Genomic DNA, 15,695 nt, shown 5'->3' on the forward strand with positions numbered 1-15,695 from the left:
CAAAGAAAGCGGCCGCTAGTTCCCGTGCCGAATTCAAAGCAGTCGGACAAAAAAAGGGGCCCCGGAGGACCCCTTTTCAAATTACCATCGAACGCAGTGTTAAGCGCTGATCGGGTCGAAATCGTCGTCATCGCCACCGGTCGCGCCGATCGCGATGGCCAGTGCGAGCAGGCCGAAAAGACCAACGATGGCACCAGCCGAGCCGCCAACTTCGCTCTCGCCGCTAAGCGGAGCAGAACGATCGGCTACCGACGCCTGTGCCGCGATGGGGGCAACCGCCAGGGCGCCAGCTGCAGCTGCGAGGGTAAGTTTTCCAAGTTTCATTCTCGAATCTCCGTATTTGAAATCAGGCTTGTCCTAGGATGAGGCAGTATGTCTTGCAACTGTCAACGTGGGTCACCCGACAGGATTATGTCACAGAGCGGCTGATATGCCACACTTCTGTGTGACTGGAAGGAAGATCCCCAGCGAAACGAATGTTTTTCCAGCATTTATCTTCGAAATGGGCGACCAATCTTCAGGCAGGAGATGAACCCTGCGCCTTCTCGTGATGGCGAATGACCTCGTCGATGATGAAGCGCAGAAACTTCTCCGAAAATTCGGGATCGAGCTCTGCATCTTCGGCCAGCGCGCGAAGGCGTGCGACCTGACGCTTCTCGCGGCCGGTATCGGCGGGGGGCAGCGCAACCTTCGCCTTGTACGCCCCGACAGCCTGCGTGATGCGGAACCGTTCGGCCAGCATGTGGATGAGCGCGGCGTCGATATTGTCGATCGAACGGCGATAGGTCGCCAGCACCGGGTCCTCTCCCTGCTGGCCTGCGGGGGGCGTCTTCGCGTCTGCGGTTTGGTCGTGCTCTGTCATTTCGGCGACAGTGCTAGCATCAAATCCCGCCTTGCCAAGCGCGCGGCTGGCACGCATGGGCTGTTGCACGATGAGTGCAGACATCCTGACCTTCCCCCAAGGCCCGCAAAGCTCGCCGCCGACGCTCGATCCCATGCTGTCCCTTACGGCGTCCGGCATGAACGCGGTGAACGCTGTCATCCTCGACCGGATGCAAAGCGAAATTCCGCTGATCCCGAGGCTGGCGGGTCACCTGATTGCCGGTGGGGGCAAGAGGCTGCGTCCCATGCTGACATTGTCGGGTGCGGCCCTGGTCGGGTACCAGGGCACTCGCCATCACAAGCTGGCGGCGGCGGTGGAATTCATCCACACGGCGACGCTTCTCCACGACGATGTCGTGGATGGCAGCGAACTTCGCCGTGGCAAGGCGGCAGCAAATATCATCTTCGGCAATCCCGCGACCGTGCTGGTCGGCGATTTCCTGTTCAGCCGCGCATTCGAACTGATGACCGAGGATGGCAGCCTGAAGGTGCTGAAAATCCTTTCCTCGGCCAGCGCCGTGATTGCGGAAGGGGAGGTCGCGCAATTGTCGGCCCAGCGCCGCATTGCCACCAGCGAGGAGAAATATCTCCACATCATCGGCGCGAAAACCGCCGCCCTGTTTGCCGCAGCAAGCCGTATCTCAGCAGTCGTGGCGGAATGCGACGACGCGCAGGAACAGGCGCTGGACGATTACGGTCGCAATCTCGGCGTCGCGTTCCAGCTGGTCGACGATGCGCTCGACTACGATTCCGATGCAGGCCAGATGGGCAAGGACCGGGGCGACGACTTCCGCGAGGGCAAGATGACCCTGCCGGTCATCCTCGCCTATGCGCGCGGCGATGCGGAGGAGCGCGCGTTCTGGGAGGCAGCCATAGGCGGCCACCGCACTAGCGACGAAGACCTAGAGCACGCCATTCGCCTGATCGATCGGCATGATGCGGTCGAGGCGACAAGGGAGCGCGCGCGCCATTACGCTCAGCGCGCTGCCGACAGTCTCGCTATCTTCCCCGATGGGGAGGCGCGCGCCGCCATGGTCGAAGCCGCGCAGTTCGCCGTTTCCCGGGGCTATTGACCGCGCGGGGCCAGACGCGGTGACGAGCGGTCTTCCCGTCGAACAGGTCCTGCTGGAATTGCAGGCCGCGCTGTGCAGACAACCCAGCGCGGTGCTGATTGCACCGCCTGGCGCCGGGAAGACGACGGCGGTTGCGCCCGCCCTGCTGGACGAAGACTGGTGCACGGGCGAGATATTGCTGCTCAGTCCGCGCCGCGTTGCTGCCCGATCGGCAGCGGAGCGCATGGCGCAGACAGCTGGGGAAAAGGTCGGCGAAACAATCGGCTATGCGACGCGCCTCGACACCAGGCGAAGTGCGCGAACCCGCGTAACCGTCATGACAGAGGCGATCTTCGTGAACCGCATCACGAGCGATCCCGAACTGGAGGGGGTCAGCGCGGTCCTGTTCGACGAGGCGCATGAGAGGAACCTCGACAGCGACCTCGGCCTTGCACTCGCGATCGAGACCCAGACGATCCTGCGGCCCGACCTGCGCATCCTCGTGATGTCGGCCACTATCGATGGCGCGCGCTTTGCCCGGTTGCTGGGCGAAGACGCGCAAGTCATCGAAAGCGAAGGTCGCAGCTTTCCATTGGAAATACGGTGGCTTGGAGGCGATCCCTCGGAGTCTCTGGAGGACTCTATGACCTCCGCAATACGCCAGACATGGCGCGAAACCGATGGTGACATTCTCGCTTTCCTTCCCGGGCTGCGCGATATCGAAAGGGTTCGGGACAAGCTTCTGACAATCTATCCCGATACGCCGGTCCTCCCGCTTCATGGTCAGGTCGAACCTGCGGCCCAGCGCCTGGCGATCCGGCGGGATAAAGAGGGGCGACGGCGCATCGTTCTGGCCAGCGCCATTGCCGAGACGTCGCTTACGCTCGACGGCGTATCGGTCGTCATCGACAGCGGAATGTCGCGGCAGGCCTTCTACGATCCCGTGGGCGGAGCGACGCGGCTGGAGACGGTTCGTGCCAGCCAGGCATCCGCCGAGCAGCGTGCGGGCCGCGCAGCGAGGCAAGGGCCGGGGATTGCCTATCGATTATGGAACGAGGCCGGCCATGGCGGGCGTCCGGCATATTCCGCACCCGAAATCGAAATGGCGGATCTTGCGCCCCTCCTGCTGATCCTGTCCGATTGGGGGGCGAGCGATGCCGCTTCGCTGCCATGGCTCGATCCGCCGCCGGCGGCATCGTTGCGTTCGGCACGGGAAAGGCTGGTGCGTTTAGGGGCGCTCGATGACAGCGGTCGAATCACGGACCTGGGGGAGAAGATTGCGTCCCTTCCGCTCGACCCGGCATCGGCAGCCTGCGTGCTGTTCGGTGCCCGTTCCGGGCAGGCGCTGGACGCAGCAAGGCTTGTCCTCCTGTTGCAGGAGCGCGGGCTGGGCGGCCGCAGCGAGGACCTGCACCGCAGGCTGGGCGGCTGGCGAAGCGATGGAAGCAAGAAGGCCAAGGCAGCCGAGGCACTCGCCCGGCGGTGGGCGCAGGCGGCGGAAAAACTGGTTGATCGCTCGGCCGCGCAGGCAAGCGATCCGGCAGCATTCCTGGCTTTTGCAAGGCCGGATTTCATCGCAAAGCGCCGCGATGCAAGCGGTGAGAACTGGCTGAGTGCAGGGGGCCGCGGCTATCGCCTCGACCCGGCATCGCCGCTCGCCCGATCGGAATGGATCGTCATCGGCGATGCGCAAGGCCAAGCGCAGGGTGCGCGAATTACTTCTGCTGCCGAACTGCAACCTGCGGCCATCGACACCGATCTGGCACATCTTGTGGACGACCGGCGTACCGTGCGCTGGAACGAGAAGGAGCGGCGGGTAGAGGCGCGCCGTGAACGCTCGCTCGGTGCCATCATTATCACGCGTGCTCCCGATGCCGAGCCTGATCGGGAAGACGTGTCGCGGGCGCTGCTGGATGCAGCTTTGGAGCGGATATCGGACCTTCTACCGCCGGACCTGCTGGCGCGGGCTGAATATGCAGGGATCGGCGGCTTGTCGCCGGGTGAGCTGGCCGCGACTGCGGACCAGTGGCTCGCACCCCTGCTGGAAGGGAAACGCACTCTCGACCTGAAGAAATCCGCCATCGCCGATGCAGCGCTCGGACTGATCGACTGGGGCGACAGGCAGAAGCTCGACCGAGAGGCGCCGCGTGAATTCACCTCGGCTGCTGCGACCCGTCATCGTATAGATTACACGAGCGACGATTCTCCGTCGGTGGAGGTTCGGGTGCAGGCCATGTTCGGCACCGATACCCACCCCATGATCGGCCGGGTCCCGCTGCTGCTGAAGCTGACGAGCCCCGCCGGGCGTCCCATCCAGTCGACCCGTGACCTGCCGGCCTTCTGGCGGGGCAGTTGGGACGATGTGCGAAAAGACATGAAGGGGCGGTATCCCAAGCATCGCTGGCCGGACCAGCCATGGCTGGAAAAGCCGAGCCTGAAGACGAAGAACGCCTTTTCAAAAGGGCTGGGCTGAATTACAGCGCTGTCCCATGGCAGCACGTATCTACCAGAGACCGAAAAGCGTCATGCAGTCCGGCAAGGCCCGGATCGACGAGTGGGTGCTCGAATTCCAGCAGTCGGAGGCGCGCAAGGCGGATCCGCTGATGGGCTGGACCGGCAGCGGCGATACGCAGGCCCAGGTGCAGCTTTCCTTCGAAAGCAAGGACGCGGCGAAGGCCTATGCGGAAAAGCACGGCATCCCGGCGCGGGTCCATGCCACGCCGCCCAAGACGCTGAAGCTGCAGGCCTACGCCGACAATTTCAGGTAGCCTCGCGCGCCGCGCATCATTCGAACATCAACTGCTGGACGGGCCGGGCAACGCCGCCCTGCCATTTCGCGCGCCCTTCTTCGACGGCGCTGCGGCAATCGGTTGCATCATGGCCGATGTCGCCCACGATGTAGAGCGTCTCTGCCGCGCCTTCGCTGGCGAACCGGATATCGTCGCATTCGCCGTCATTCGCGAAATCGCTTTTGTCGTCGCCATAATCGATTGCTTTTCCGTCGGCCGGGTCGGCGAACAGGGGTGAGAGGCGGATGCGCCCCTGCTTGAAATCGGTCCGGCAGTCGCTGGCATCGCGTCCGATATTGTCGGTGATGAGCCCCGGCGCCATCGCCGCCCCTTCGAAGCGGGGATCGTCGCACTGGCCGTCCGTTGCATACATGCCGGAATCGTCCCCGAAATCGATCGATACGGTCGCGGGAGAAGCGCTTCCGCCTGCCTGGGAGAAAGCGGCCGCCGGAAGGCTGACGAGGCTGATAGCGGTGGTCAGAAGAACGAGACGTTTCATGGAGAGCCCTTTCGCTGCCTTTCGGCGATAGGGTTACTTCGATGTCTTGCCAATCGCAGACAAGCGCCCCATATGGCCGCCCGGGAGTCGGGTGGACGTTTGCGTTCGCTCACCGGGTCAGGTCCGGAAGGAAGCAGCCCAGGTGGATTGCGGCGGGTCGCTCGGCTCCTTTTCCCCCTCAAATTATCATGCGCCCCGTGCTGACGGCATGACATTGCCGGCCTGCCGCCCTACCTAGGTGGGCATGGGTGATTCACCGGACAGTTCCGACACGCCGCCATGGGGCGATACCGAAGAGGACGACAAGCCGACAGCCGCGGAGCTGGAGGCGGCCGGCCAGGATTCCATGTTCGGTGATGCCCCGCAGAAACCGCAGGCAGAGACCGGTACGGTCCCCGCAGAGACCGCTGGGCCGGCAAGCGCCCCGTCCACTGCGACGCCGCCTGTCGTGCAGGATACGGCGACCAACCAGCCTTACCGGGTCCTGGCCCGGAAATACCGGCCACAGACCTTCAGCCAGCTGATCGGTCAGGAACCGATGGTCCGCACGCTCGGCAATGCGATCGAGCGCGACCGCTTGGCCCATGCCTTCCTGATGACCGGTGTGCGCGGGGTGGGCAAGACATCGACAGCCCGGCTGATCGCGAAGGCGCTGAATTGCATCGGCCCGGACGGGCAGGGCGGTCCCACCATCGATCCGTGCGGCCAATGCGAACCATGCGTCGCCATCGCGGAAGGCCGGCATATCGATGTGATCGAGATGGATGCCGCCAGTCATACCGGCGTCGACGACATGCGCGCCGTGATCGAGGCCGTGCGCTACGCTGCCGTATCGGCGCGCTACAAGATCTACATCATCGACGAAGTCCACATGCTCTCGCGCAGCGCCTTCAACGCGCTGCTGAAAACGCTGGAAGAGCCGCCGGCGCATGTGAAATTCCTGTTCGCCACGACCGAGGTGGAAAAGCTGCCGGTAACGGTTCTCAGCCGCACCCAGCGCTTCGACCTGCGCCGCATTCCTGCTGAATTGCTGGAGAAGCACTTCGCATGGGTCTGCGAGCAGGAGGGCGTGGAAGCGGAGGGCGAGGCCATCGCCATGGTCGCGGCCGCAGCGGAAGGGTCCGTGCGTGACGGCCTGTCCATTCTCGATCAGGCGATTGCGCATGCCGACATGGGCGACGGCGGAAAGGTTCTGGCTGCCCGCGTGCGCGACATGCTGGGTCTGGCCGACGAGGGGGCGCAGCGGCGCTTGCTCGGTCACTTGCTCGAAGGCGACCCCAAGGGTCTGCTCGCAGCGATCGACGACCAGTATGCCCTCGGCGTCGAACCGCTTGCCCTGATGCGTTCACTGATGGGGCTGGTCCACCGGATCACGCTGACGCAGATTGCCGATGGCGATCCCGACGCACCAAGCGCCGAGGAACGCGATGCGCTGGTCGACTGGGCGAACCGCCTGACAGCCGGACAGCTCCACCGCCTGTGGCAATTGATGCTGAAGGGGTATGACGAGGTGAAGGCCGCGCCCGATCCGCTCGTCAGCACGCAAATGGCTCTCCTGCGCGCGCTGCACGCAGCGGACCTGCCGGATCCGGGATCGCTTGCGAAGAAGATCGAGGAGGCCGCCGCAGCGGCAGCGTCCTTGCCCGCGCCGACCGGCGGTTCAGAAGAGGGCGGGGCGGCCACGTCCACCTCATCTTCCGCATCGCCGGACCTTGCCCGGATTGCGGATGCGGCCGAGGACAAGGGGCACGCCCTCGCGGCCAGCATCATGCGTCTGCAGGTCCGGGTTGTGGAAATGACCGACGGGCATCTCGTATTCACGCGGGCCAGGCATTTCACGGATGACATCTCGCCCGAACTGCGCGAGGCGTTTCTCGCAGCGACCGGCAAGCGCTGGCAGGTGGAAGAACGCCCCGGTGTCGAGGCGCCGCCCAGCCTGCAGGAACAACTGGAGGCCGAACAGCGTGCCGCGCGCGAGGAAATGAAAGCCCATCCGCTGGTGAAGGCTGCTTTTGCCGCCTTTCCCGATGCGGAACTGATCGAGGAGCCGGACGCTCCCATCCCTGCAAGAGCCAATTGGAGCAGATAACATGCAATCGATGGAAGAAATGATCGCCGCCGCACAAAAGGCTGCGGAATCGATCCAGACGCAGATGAGCGAGGCGCAGGCCAAGCTCGATTCGATCGAGGTCGAAGGCGTTGCCGGCGGCGGGCTGGTGAAAATCCGCTGCACGGCAAAAGGCCGCATCCTCTCCGTCAATATCGACGAGAGCCTGATGAAGCCGGAGGAAAAACAGATGGTCGAGGACCTGGTGACCGCCGCCTTTAACGATGCACGGGGCAAGGCCGACCGTGTGTCGAACGAGGAAATGCAGAAGATCCAGCAGGGCGTCGGCCTGCCGCCGGGAATGAACCTGCCCGGCATGGGATAATGGAAACCGCGTGAAGGGCGGGGCCGACGCGCTCCGCCCGGCCGGGGTTTTCCTCCGGCGTTTTGGCAGCTTCGGATACTCTCGCGAAGTCTGTGCACCTTTTGCCGGTCCGATGTTGCGACCGGGCGGCCCCGTCCCCATATCCACCGGCAAGAACGCGCCGCTGATGCGCCTGCCAGTGAGATAGAATGACACAGCTTTACCCGCTCCTCCCCCTTCGCGACATCGTGGTTTTTCCCGGCATGGTGGTCCCCCTCTTCGTGGGCCGCGACAAGTCGGTGGCCGCGCTCGAGGAAGCGATGGAGGGCGACAAGGACATATTCCTCTTGGCGCAGCTCGACCCCGGCTGCGAGGATCCGGCACAGGACGACCTGTACGATACGGGCGTCGTCGCCCAGGTCCTGCAAATGCTCAAACTGCCCGACGGGACCGTCAGGGTCATGGTCGAAGGCCAGTTCCGCGCACGCTCTCGCGCGCTGCGCGCGGAAGGCGCGATGGTCGTGGCCGAGGTCGAGCCCATCGACGAAGTCCGTGCGGAGGGTACGGAAATCACCGCCATGATGCGCAGCGTCACCGAACAGTTCGGCGATTACGCGCGCCTAAACAAGAAGCTGGGCGAGGGGGCCGATGAAGACCTCTCGGACATCGAGGATGCCGGCGACCTGGCCGATGCGATTGCCGCGCAGATCAGCGCCAAGGTATCCGATAAGCAAGCCCTGCTGAGCGAGGCCGACCCGCGCAAGCGGCTGGAAATGGTCATGAGCCACATGGAGGGGGAACTTTCCGTCCTCCAGGTCGAGAAGAAAATCCGCGGCCGCGTGAAGCGCCAGATGGAGAAGACCCAGCGCGAATATTATCTCAACGAGCAGATGAAGGCGATCCAGAGCGAACTGGGCGGCGATGGGGAAGATGGCGACGAAATGGCCGAACTGGCCAGGACCATCGAGGAGACGGAGCTTTCCAAGGAAGCTCGCGCCAAGGCCGAGAGCGAGTTCAAGAAGCTCAAGGCCATGCAGCCGATGAGCGCGGAAGCCACGGTCATTCGCAATTATCTCGACGTGCTGCTGGGCCTGCCATGGGGCAAAAAGAGCAAGTTGAAAAAGGACATCGGCGAAGCGCAGGAGGTGCTGGATGCCGATCACTTCGCGCTGGAGAAGGTGAAGGACCGGATCGTCGAATATCTTGCCGTGCAGGCGCGCACGAACACCCTGAAGGGGCCGATCCTGTGCCTTGTCGGACCGCCCGGTGTCGGCAAGACCAGTCTTGGCAAGTCCATCGCCCGCGCGACGGGCCGTGAGTTCGTGCGCCAGTCGCTCGGCGGGGTGCGCGACGAGGCGGAAATTCGCGGGCATCGCCGGACCTATATCGGCTCGCTTCCCGGCAAGATCGTGACCAATCTGAAGAAGGCCGGAACCTCGAACCCGCTGTTCCTGCTCGACGAGATCGACAAGCTGGGCCAGGATTTTCGCGGCGACCCCGCGTCCGCCTTGCTGGAAGTGCTGGACCCTGAACAGAACTCCAAGTTCCAGGATCACTACCTGGAACTCGATATCGATCTCAGCGACGTGATGTTCGTCTGCACGGCAAATTCGCTCAACCTTCCGCAGCCGCTGCTCGACCGGATGGAGATCATCCGGCTGGAAGGCTATACCGAGGACGAGAAGGTCGAGATCGCGACCCGGCACCTGCTGGAAAAGCAGGTTGAACAGCACGGGTTGAAACCGGAGGAGTTCACGCTCACCGAACCGGCGCTGCGGGACCTGATCCGCTATTACACTCGCGAGGCCGGCGTTCGCACGCTGGAGCGCGAGATTGCCAAGCTGGCCCGCAAGTCACTGCGCAAGATCTTGGAAGGGGATGTGCAGAGCGTCACCGTAACGCCGGAAAACCTGTCCGAATTCTCGGGCGTTCGCCGGTTCAAACATGGTATCAGCGAGGAAGAGGCGCAGATCGGCGCTGTCACCGGACTGGCCTGGACCGAGGTGGGCGGCGAATTGCTGACCATCGAAAGCGTGACGACGCCCGGGAAAGGCGAGGTCAAGACGACCGGCAAGCTGGGCGAGGTGATGAACGAAAGCGTCGCAGCGGCCTTCAGCTTCGTGAAGGCGCGCGCACCCGCCTACGGGATCAAGCCGAGCATCTTGCAGCGCAAGAACGTCCATATCCACCTTCCCGAAGGGGCGGTTCCCAAGGATGGGCCGAGCGCGGGCATCGGCATGGTCACGTCCATCGTGTCGACCCTGACCGGCGTCGCCGTTCGTCCCGATGTCGCCATGACCGGGGAAGTCACCCTGCGGGGCCGTGTCCTGCCCATCGGCGGTTTGAAGGAGAAACTCCTCGCGGCGCTTCGCGGTGGAATAAAGACGGTCCTGATCCCTGATGACAATGTGAAGGACCTCGTCGAAATACCGGATAACGTGACGGACGGTCTCGAAGTTGTCCCGGTTTCCCATGTCGACGAGGTGCTCGAACGTGCCCTCGTGGCGTTGCCGGCGCCGATAGAATGGACGGAAGCGGACGATCTCGCATCGCAACCGGCACCGGCGAACCCTGCAGGCGATGCCCCCACGGCGCATTGATTATCGCCTAGAAGGCACGACAGGCCGCTAAAAGTTCGGAAACGGGGCGGAAACCGGCGTTTCTGCCCCGTTTTGCCTTTGACACCGGTCCGAAAAACGGGTGTGATGTCGCCTTCCGAAATTTGATTCCATCATTCGATAACCCCGGGGGAGCTTTAGATGAACAAGAACGAACTTATCGGTGCGGTTGCCGACGCCAGCGGCCTTTCCAAGAACGACGCAGCCAGCGCCGTGGAAGGTGTCTTCGACGCGATCACCAAGACGCTTTCGAAGGGCGACGAAGTTCGTCTGGTGGGCTTTGGCACGTTCTCCGTCGCGCGCCGCAAGGCTTCGACGGGCCGTAACCCGCGCACCGGCGAGCCGATGACGATCAAGGCATCGAACCAGCCGAAGTTCAAGGCTGGCAAGGGCCTGAAGGACGCCGTCAACTAAGACGGAGCTTATCGGGAATGCCCGGCATTCCCGTTCGATAGAAAGAACCCCGCTCGCCGGTCAGGCAAGCGGGGTTTTTTCTGGTAGGGCTTCGATGCGACCACGGTGGCGACACACCGGCTTTTGCTGGGCGAACGCGGCTGAGGCCGAGCCGGGCTTTTCAGGTCCCGTAATCGATCAGGGCCGTCGGCGCGACGGTCGTCCGGGTATTGATGTCCCAAGTCAGAACCTCGCGCCCATCGACCCGCTGCGGGCCTTCATCGGTATTGTTTGCAAGGATGCGGGCGTCGGTTACCAGCCTGAAAGTGCCCTGCAATTCGGGGAAGAGCGGCAGGTCCTCTTCATCCTCTTCGTCGAGACCCGCTGCGGCCATTGCGCCGAACATCCCGGTCATTCCGCCCATCATCGTGCTGAAGGGATCATTGGAATTGCTGACTGCGAAGCCGGGCGCGTCCATCCGGACCTTTCCGTCCTCCCGCAGGGCGAGCTGGACGAAATGATTGGCCATCGGGACCCGCTCCATGGTCGGGAAGACGAAATCATGGCTGAGCCTGCCACGAACGGCGAAGCTGACATTGAACAGGCCGTCTCCGGAATATTCGACACTGTTCCAGCCAACCTGGCGCTCCAGCCGTTCGACGAGTTCCTGCGCGGCGTCGGGATCGGTCGGGTCCAGCCCGCCGAGCATCGCCTTCATCATCTCGCTCTCGCGCTCCTGCTCGCGGGCCTGCTGTTCCAGCGATTCCTCGTAATCACGCTTCTGGGCCGCGATTTCCTCCGCCGTGCAGGTCCGCTCGACGAAGGCGTCTTCCTCGAGGCCGTCATCGTAGCAGGGCTGCTCGACGAATTCGCTTTCCGACTGGTCCATCTTTTGGCCGATCTCGGCCAGCTTGCTGAGGCCCAGCAGATAGATTTCACCATCATAGCTGTATCCGAACGTGCCGCCCTTCTCGATCGTGAGTTCGGCGTCGAACTTGCCCGGTTGCAGGAAACACCCCGTCAGCAGCAGCAAGGCGCCGCAGACCGCGGCTATTTTCGCAGGTGTTCCATTTCGCTCGATCGTCATGTTTTTCCCCCCGGATTTGCAGTCCTAGCGCGTGACGATCGCGTAGAGCGAGATCGCCGCCGCATTCGAAACATTCAGACTTTCTATGGCCTCGGATATCGGCAGCGAGGCCAGAGCGTCGCAATGCGATTCGATATTGGCCCGCATGCCGGCTCCCTCCGCGCCCAATACCAGCGCCACGGGTCCGGCAGGCAGCGCCTTGGCCAGCGTCATTTCAGCAGCGCCGGTGAGCCCGATGCGCCAGAAATCGTGGTTCGCCAGTTCATCGAGCGCGCGGGCCAGGTTGACGACCCTGATCCATGGAACGGTTTCCAGCGCGCCCGAGGCGGACTTCGCCACCACGCCCGATTCCGGCGGGGCATGACGATCCTGCGTTACGATTGCCGCAGCATCGAAAGCGGCGGCGGACCTGAGTATGGCGCCGACATTGTGCGGGTCCGTGACCTGGTCGAGAACGAGGATGGGGCGGCCCGACCCGTCAATGACATCTTCCAGATAGCGGTCCGCCAGCGGTTCGCATTCCAGCACCAGTCCCTGGTGCGGAGCATCGCCCGCCACCAGCCGGGCGAGGTCGTGTCCATCGGCATATTCGACGGGAAAATCCTGCGGCAATTCGCCATCGAGGGACGCGATGCCTTCACGGGTCGCCCACAGTTTCCTGTGCGAACGCTCCGGATTCTTGAGAGCCGCCTCTACCGGATGGCGCCCCCAGAGGCGGACATGACCGCTCGACGCCTTGCCGCTGCCGCGTCCGCCCTGCATCCTGCCTGCGCGGCCCCTGTAAGCCTTTTTGCGCTCGCCTTTGGCCATGCCGTCCATTCTTCCTTCGCAAGTGTTTGTGCCGCCCTGCCAGCGCCCCCATTGACAGGCAAGCACCGCTTCGCCATTGGGGCGCCTCTCGGCACTTGGGGCCCGCCCGGCGGACCCCGTTTTGCGAAGCGACCTTCCCGATCCGGGGCTGGTCGACAGGCGATGTGGACAGGTGGCCGAGTGGTTAAAGGCAGCAGACTGTAAATCTGCCCGCGCAAGCGTACATAGGTTCGAATCCTATCCTGTCCACCACCGCCCTTTCCTTCAGCATCTATCTGCATCCCCAGAAACCCATGGAAACTGTTGAAGTTCTGCGGTATATTACGTCCATTCCGTCCCCACAGAGCCATCGTGATCCACCCGCATCCGAGGCCTAGTGTGGGGAAGGTGTGGGGAAAGACGGACGCTTCCCCACACTTGTATTTTCTGGAACGGCCTGCGGAAATGTGGGGAAGGAAATGGGCAAGCTCACGGCGGTAGCGGTAAAGGCAGCTTTAGCGAATCCGGGCACGTATCAGGATGGGGAAGGTCTTTTCCTCAAAGTTGGGAAAACCGGCTCGGCTTCATGGCTGCTCCGACTCCAGCAAGATGGAAAGCGACGGGACATCGGGGTTGGGAGCGCAAAGCTGGTCACGCTGGCGGAGGCACGCGAGAAAGCGAACGAACTGCGCAAGGCCGTGAAGGTCGAAAAGCGCGATGTTCTTACGGAGCGCAAGGACGAGGCTGCCGCCAAGGTGACCTTCCGCGAAGCCGCTACACAGTATCACTCCGAAAACGAGGCGGGCTGGAAGAGCGCTGTATACGCGCGCCAGTGGCTGGCCAGTCTGGAGAACTACGCCTTCCCCAAGCTTGGCGACATGCCGACCGGCAGTATCGCTGCAGCTGACATCATCGATGTACTCACGCCGATCTGGCAGGAAATCCCGGAAACCGCGCGCCAGGTACGCAACCGGATTTGCGCGGTACTGGACTACGCACACGCAAAGGGCTGGCGGTCGACCGAAGCGCCATCTGGGAACAGTAGCCTGAAAGCCGGGAGGGGTCTGCCACGGCAGATCAAGAAAACCCAGAATCGAAAAGCGATGCCTTATGTCGCTATCCCATCGTTCCTGACCGCACTAAGGCGCAAGCCATCCTTCGGACGCTTCGCGCTCGATCTCCTCATCCTGACCGGCACGCGCTCGCAAGAGGTCCGACTCGCGACGTGGGAAGAATTCGATCTGGAAGAGCGGCTGTGGACGATCCCCGCCGAACACATGAAGCGCAGCAAGGCACATGTTGTCCCGCTCTCCGAGGCCGCAATGGGCGTGCTTGCAAAGGCGGACGCCTTCAAAGTCGGAGGGGCCGAAGTCGTCTTTTCCGGAGCTACGGGCAAAGCGATGTCCGACATGACGCTGCTCAAGGTGCTGCGCGACATGCAGGAACCCTTTCACGTCCACGGTTTCCGCTCGGCATTCACGGACTGGGCGGCAAACGAGGGTTTTCCCAATGCAGTTGTCGAGGCAGCGCTCGCGCATAAAACGCCAGACGCGGTTCAGGCGGCGTATCGCCGCACCACTTACCTCGGCACTAAAGAGAATCCTGGTATACGGGTGAAGCTCATGGAAGCTTGGGGAGCCTACTGCGCGAGCAACGTGGCGTCATAAGGAGGCGAATTAGCTGGAGCGACTGCTTTCCTGTCTGAATACTTCAAGCTGGATTCGATGGTCGGCAAGCAGTTGAAGCATGCGCTTTAACGTTTCCCTGACAGTCTGCTGATATCGGAATTGCGTCATGATGCTGGAACCCACGAAAGCAGAGATAGCTCGCAGAAAGAAAGTGGCAGCTCGTTCTGCATTAGCCGATGCCGTGAGCAGGAGTTCGAGCGAAAAAAAAGCTGAACCTAAACGGGCAGATTTCGGACTGCCGTCAGACTTTGATTTTGAAGAGTTTGACGCGTTCTTGAAAAAACGGGAGCGGCTTTCGCTTGCCGTAAAGTTGATCATATTCGCAATCTTAGCCGCTGCATTCGTGTTCGCATTGCACGATGACAGTGAGGAACCCAATTTCATGACGAGCTATCTGGGGCCGATGGCCTATAGCTATGTCCTGATCTTCGTACTGCCTTTCGCAGATTATGTGCTGAAATCGATTTATGGCGATGAGGCCTATATCAACGACGCCTGTGATTTCCGCGTCGCATTCCAGAATTGGAAGCATTTCCAGACGGTCTCGGGCGAAGGTTATTGGAGGTCCTTACGCGGCAGAGATCTGGAATGGGCAGCCGCCGGAGTTTTTCGAGAGCGGGGCTGGAAAGTTTCGACAACTGCTACGACAGGAGACGGAGGGGTCGATCTCGTCCTCAAATACGCCAACACGACGTTCTTCTGTCAGTGCAAAGGACACGTAAAACCAGTATCGGTTGGCGCGGTGCGAGAAATTGCCGGTGTCTGTGCGGCTTCAAGCGCCATTCCAATGTTAATTGTTGTGAATGGGGTCACCGGACCGGCCTTTAAAACAGCTAAAGAGTTGTCGGTGGTCGTATGGGACAGGGCGCAATTGGCGGCATTCGCACGCGGTGATCTTGCACTCAGCTAGTTGTCATCGTCGCCGACTGGGCGGCGAACATGGCCTCTGCGATTGCGGTAGTCGAAGCAGCGTTCGCCCACAAGACGCCTGACGGAGTGCAGGCTGCCTAACGCCTCACGAACAATCTCGGGACTAAGGATTAAGCCAGGCGCGCGATTAGCCTATGGACGCGCCGGGTGACTACCGCTCGGCACAACAAGATGGAAACCACCGCGCGACGCAGACGACTAGCGCTCTGTGCCCCACAGACAGACCACCTGCACCACCCACCGGCGCGCATGGCTTCGCCATGCCGCCTGCCGTCCGGCGAGGATGGGAGGGGGAGGGAAAACCGCAAACCGATGTCCTGGCGCGGGCCAGCGGGCGTAAGCCCGCCACCCGGGGGCGTCTGTTTGCGGTTTCGGGAACGAGAGGGCGAAGCCCTTGGCGTTCCCGCGCAAGGATCGCATGAGCGATCCGCAAAAACAACGGCACCCTTGCGACGGCGCGAAGCCGCCGGACGTCCTGCGCGCGCGATCAGTGCGCCAGCGGGCGTCAGGCAATGAGAGAGGCAAGAGTGCCTGCGGGTTAGCTCAAGAACGCCGCG

General features: G+C 62.5%; 14 protein-coding genes, 1 tRNA gene and 1 other RNA gene. 11 read left to right on the top strand and 5 right to left on the bottom strand.

From position 1 onward, the window contains the following. Nucleotides 1-99: 99 nt before the first annotated feature. Together ACGHJ7_RS00255 and ACGHJ7_RS00260 are read right to left on the bottom strand one after the other, a co-directional pair. Nucleotides 100-324, bottom strand: a complete 225-nt coding sequence (locus tag ACGHJ7_RS00255) for a hypothetical protein (RefSeq protein WP_390473604.1) — start codon at nucleotides 322-324, stop codon at nucleotides 100-102. 193 nt (nucleotides 325-517) lie between these two features. Further along, entirely contained in the window at nucleotides 518-862 is a 345-nt protein-coding gene (locus ACGHJ7_RS00260) for a chorismate mutase (protein WP_390473606.1), read from the bottom strand. Between the two features lie 70 nt (nucleotides 863-932). Here ACGHJ7_RS00260 and ACGHJ7_RS00265 point away from each other — a divergent pair, with 70 nt between their 5' ends. From ACGHJ7_RS00265 to ACGHJ7_RS00275, 3 genes are read left to right on the top strand one after another with little or no spacing between them, the layout of a single operon-like run. Further along, nucleotides 933-1,955: a polyprenyl synthetase family protein gene (locus ACGHJ7_RS00265; RefSeq protein ID WP_390473607.1), complete on the top strand. Its 1,023-nt coding sequence runs from the start codon at nucleotides 933-935 to the stop codon at nucleotides 1,953-1,955. Nucleotides 1,956-1,974: 19 nt separating this feature from the next. Beyond that, nucleotides 1,975-4,407 (top strand): ATP-dependent helicase HrpB, encoded by a 2,433-nt coding sequence (hrpB, locus tag ACGHJ7_RS00270; RefSeq protein WP_390473608.1) that lies wholly within the window; start codon nucleotides 1,975-1,977, stop codon nucleotides 4,405-4,407. 16 nt (nucleotides 4,408-4,423) lie between these two features. Then, the gene (locus ACGHJ7_RS00275; RefSeq protein ID WP_390473610.1) at nucleotides 4,424-4,702 is read left to right on the top strand and encodes an ETC complex I subunit; all 279 of its coding nucleotides are present in this window, start codon (nucleotides 4,424-4,426) and stop codon (nucleotides 4,700-4,702) included. 16 nt (nucleotides 4,703-4,718) lie between these two features. Here ACGHJ7_RS00275 and ACGHJ7_RS00280 read toward each other — a convergent pair whose 3' ends face one another. After that, nucleotides 4,719-5,222, bottom strand: a complete 504-nt coding sequence (locus ACGHJ7_RS00280; RefSeq protein ID WP_390473612.1) for a hypothetical protein — start codon at nucleotides 5,220-5,222, stop codon at nucleotides 4,719-4,721. A gap of 80 nt (nucleotides 5,223-5,302) precedes the next feature. Between ACGHJ7_RS00280 and ffs the strand changes: the two genes are divergently transcribed. From ffs to ACGHJ7_RS00305, 5 genes are all read left to right on the top strand, one after another. Then, an RNA gene (gene ffs, locus ACGHJ7_RS00285) (signal recognition particle sRNA small type) lies at nucleotides 5,303-5,397 on the top strand. Nucleotides 5,398-5,466: 69 nt separating this feature from the next. Beyond that, nucleotides 5,467-7,311: a DNA polymerase III subunit gamma/tau gene (locus tag ACGHJ7_RS00290; protein WP_390473613.1), complete on the top strand. Its 1,845-nt coding sequence runs from the start codon at nucleotides 5,467-5,469 to the stop codon at nucleotides 7,309-7,311. Nucleotide 7,312: 1 nt separating this feature from the next. Then, complete coding sequence (locus tag ACGHJ7_RS00295) at nucleotides 7,313-7,654, top strand: YbaB/EbfC family nucleoid-associated protein (RefSeq protein ID WP_390473614.1); 342 nt, start codon at nucleotides 7,313-7,315, stop codon at nucleotides 7,652-7,654. A 188-nt stretch (nucleotides 7,655-7,842) separates the two neighbouring features. Beyond that, the gene (gene lon, locus ACGHJ7_RS00300) at nucleotides 7,843-10,233 is read left to right on the top strand and encodes an endopeptidase La (protein ID WP_390473615.1); all 2,391 of its coding nucleotides are present in this window, start codon (nucleotides 7,843-7,845) and stop codon (nucleotides 10,231-10,233) included. 159 nt (nucleotides 10,234-10,392) lie between these two features. Next, nucleotides 10,393-10,665, top strand: a complete 273-nt coding sequence (locus ACGHJ7_RS00305; RefSeq protein WP_390473616.1) for an HU family DNA-binding protein — start codon at nucleotides 10,393-10,395, stop codon at nucleotides 10,663-10,665. A gap of 160 nt (nucleotides 10,666-10,825) precedes the next feature. Here ACGHJ7_RS00305 and ACGHJ7_RS00310 read toward each other — a convergent pair whose 3' ends face one another. Together ACGHJ7_RS00310 and rlmB are read right to left on the bottom strand one after the other, a co-directional pair. Then, entirely contained in the window at nucleotides 10,826-11,731 is a 906-nt protein-coding gene (locus ACGHJ7_RS00310; protein WP_390473618.1) for a hypothetical protein, read from the bottom strand. Nucleotides 11,732-11,755: 24 nt separating this feature from the next. Next, on the bottom strand, nucleotides 11,756-12,541 hold the full coding sequence (rlmB, locus tag ACGHJ7_RS00315) for a 23S rRNA (guanosine(2251)-2'-O)-methyltransferase RlmB (RefSeq protein ID WP_390473620.1): 786 nt from the start codon (nucleotides 12,539-12,541) through the stop codon (nucleotides 11,756-11,758). Between the two features lie 166 nt (nucleotides 12,542-12,707). Between rlmB and ACGHJ7_RS00320 the strand changes: the two genes are divergently transcribed. From ACGHJ7_RS00320 to ACGHJ7_RS00330, 3 genes are all read left to right on the top strand, one after another. Beyond that, nucleotides 12,708-12,793: transfer RNA gene (locus tag ACGHJ7_RS00320), tRNA-Tyr, on the top strand. 206 nt (nucleotides 12,794-12,999) lie between these two features. Further along, entirely contained in the window at nucleotides 13,000-14,187 is a 1,188-nt protein-coding gene (locus tag ACGHJ7_RS00325) for a site-specific integrase (RefSeq protein WP_119511570.1), read from the top strand. A gap of 127 nt (nucleotides 14,188-14,314) precedes the next feature. Next, nucleotides 14,315-15,118: a restriction endonuclease gene (locus ACGHJ7_RS00330; RefSeq protein ID WP_334200720.1), complete on the top strand. Its 804-nt coding sequence runs from the start codon at nucleotides 14,315-14,317 to the stop codon at nucleotides 15,116-15,118. Nucleotides 15,119-15,695: the final 577 nt, after the last annotated feature.

This window comes from Altererythrobacter sp. MTPC7 (genome assembly GCF_042851395.1).
Lineage (GTDB): Bacteria > Pseudomonadota > Alphaproteobacteria > Sphingomonadales > Sphingomonadaceae > CAJXSN01.

Bases quoted from the DNA above. Each gene is read 5' to 3' on its own strand.
- ACGHJ7_RS00265 (WP_390473607.1), top strand. From the start codon at position 933: ATGAGTGCAGACATCCTGACCTTCCCCCAAGGCCCGCAAAGCTCGCCG.
- ACGHJ7_RS00280 (WP_390473612.1), bottom strand. From the start codon at position 5,222: ATGAAACGTCTCGTTCTTCTGACCACCGCTATCAGCCTCGTCAGCCTT.
- ACGHJ7_RS00290 (WP_390473613.1), top strand. From the start codon at position 5,467: ATGGGTGATTCACCGGACAGTTCCGACACGCCGCCATGGGGCGATACC.
- ACGHJ7_RS00275 (WP_390473610.1), top strand. From the start codon at position 4,424: ATGGCAGCACGTATCTACCAGAGACCGAAAAGCGTCATGCAGTCCGGC.
- ACGHJ7_RS00325 (WP_119511570.1), top strand. From the start codon at position 13,000: ATGGGCAAGCTCACGGCGGTAGCGGTAAAGGCAGCTTTAGCGAATCCG.
- ACGHJ7_RS00260 (WP_390473606.1), bottom strand. From the start codon at position 862: ATGACAGAGCACGACCAAACCGCAGACGCGAAGACGCCCCCCGCAGGC.
- ACGHJ7_RS00255 (WP_390473604.1), bottom strand. From the start codon at position 324: ATGAAACTTGGAAAACTTACCCTCGCAGCTGCAGCTGGCGCCCTGGCG.
- ACGHJ7_RS00305 (WP_390473616.1), top strand. From the start codon at position 10,393: ATGAACAAGAACGAACTTATCGGTGCGGTTGCCGACGCCAGCGGCCTT.
- ACGHJ7_RS00310 (WP_390473618.1), bottom strand. From the start codon at position 11,731: ATGACGATCGAGCGAAATGGAACACCTGCGAAAATAGCCGCGGTCTGC.
- rlmB (WP_390473620.1), bottom strand. From the start codon at position 12,541: ATGGCCAAAGGCGAGCGCAAAAAGGCTTACAGGGGCCGCGCAGGCAGG.
- lon (WP_390473615.1), top strand. From the start codon at position 7,843: ATGACACAGCTTTACCCGCTCCTCCCCCTTCGCGACATCGTGGTTTTT.
- ACGHJ7_RS00295 (WP_390473614.1), top strand. From the start codon at position 7,313: ATGCAATCGATGGAAGAAATGATCGCCGCCGCACAAAAGGCTGCGGAA.
- ACGHJ7_RS00330 (WP_334200720.1), top strand. From the start codon at position 14,315: ATGATGCTGGAACCCACGAAAGCAGAGATAGCTCGCAGAAAGAAAGTG.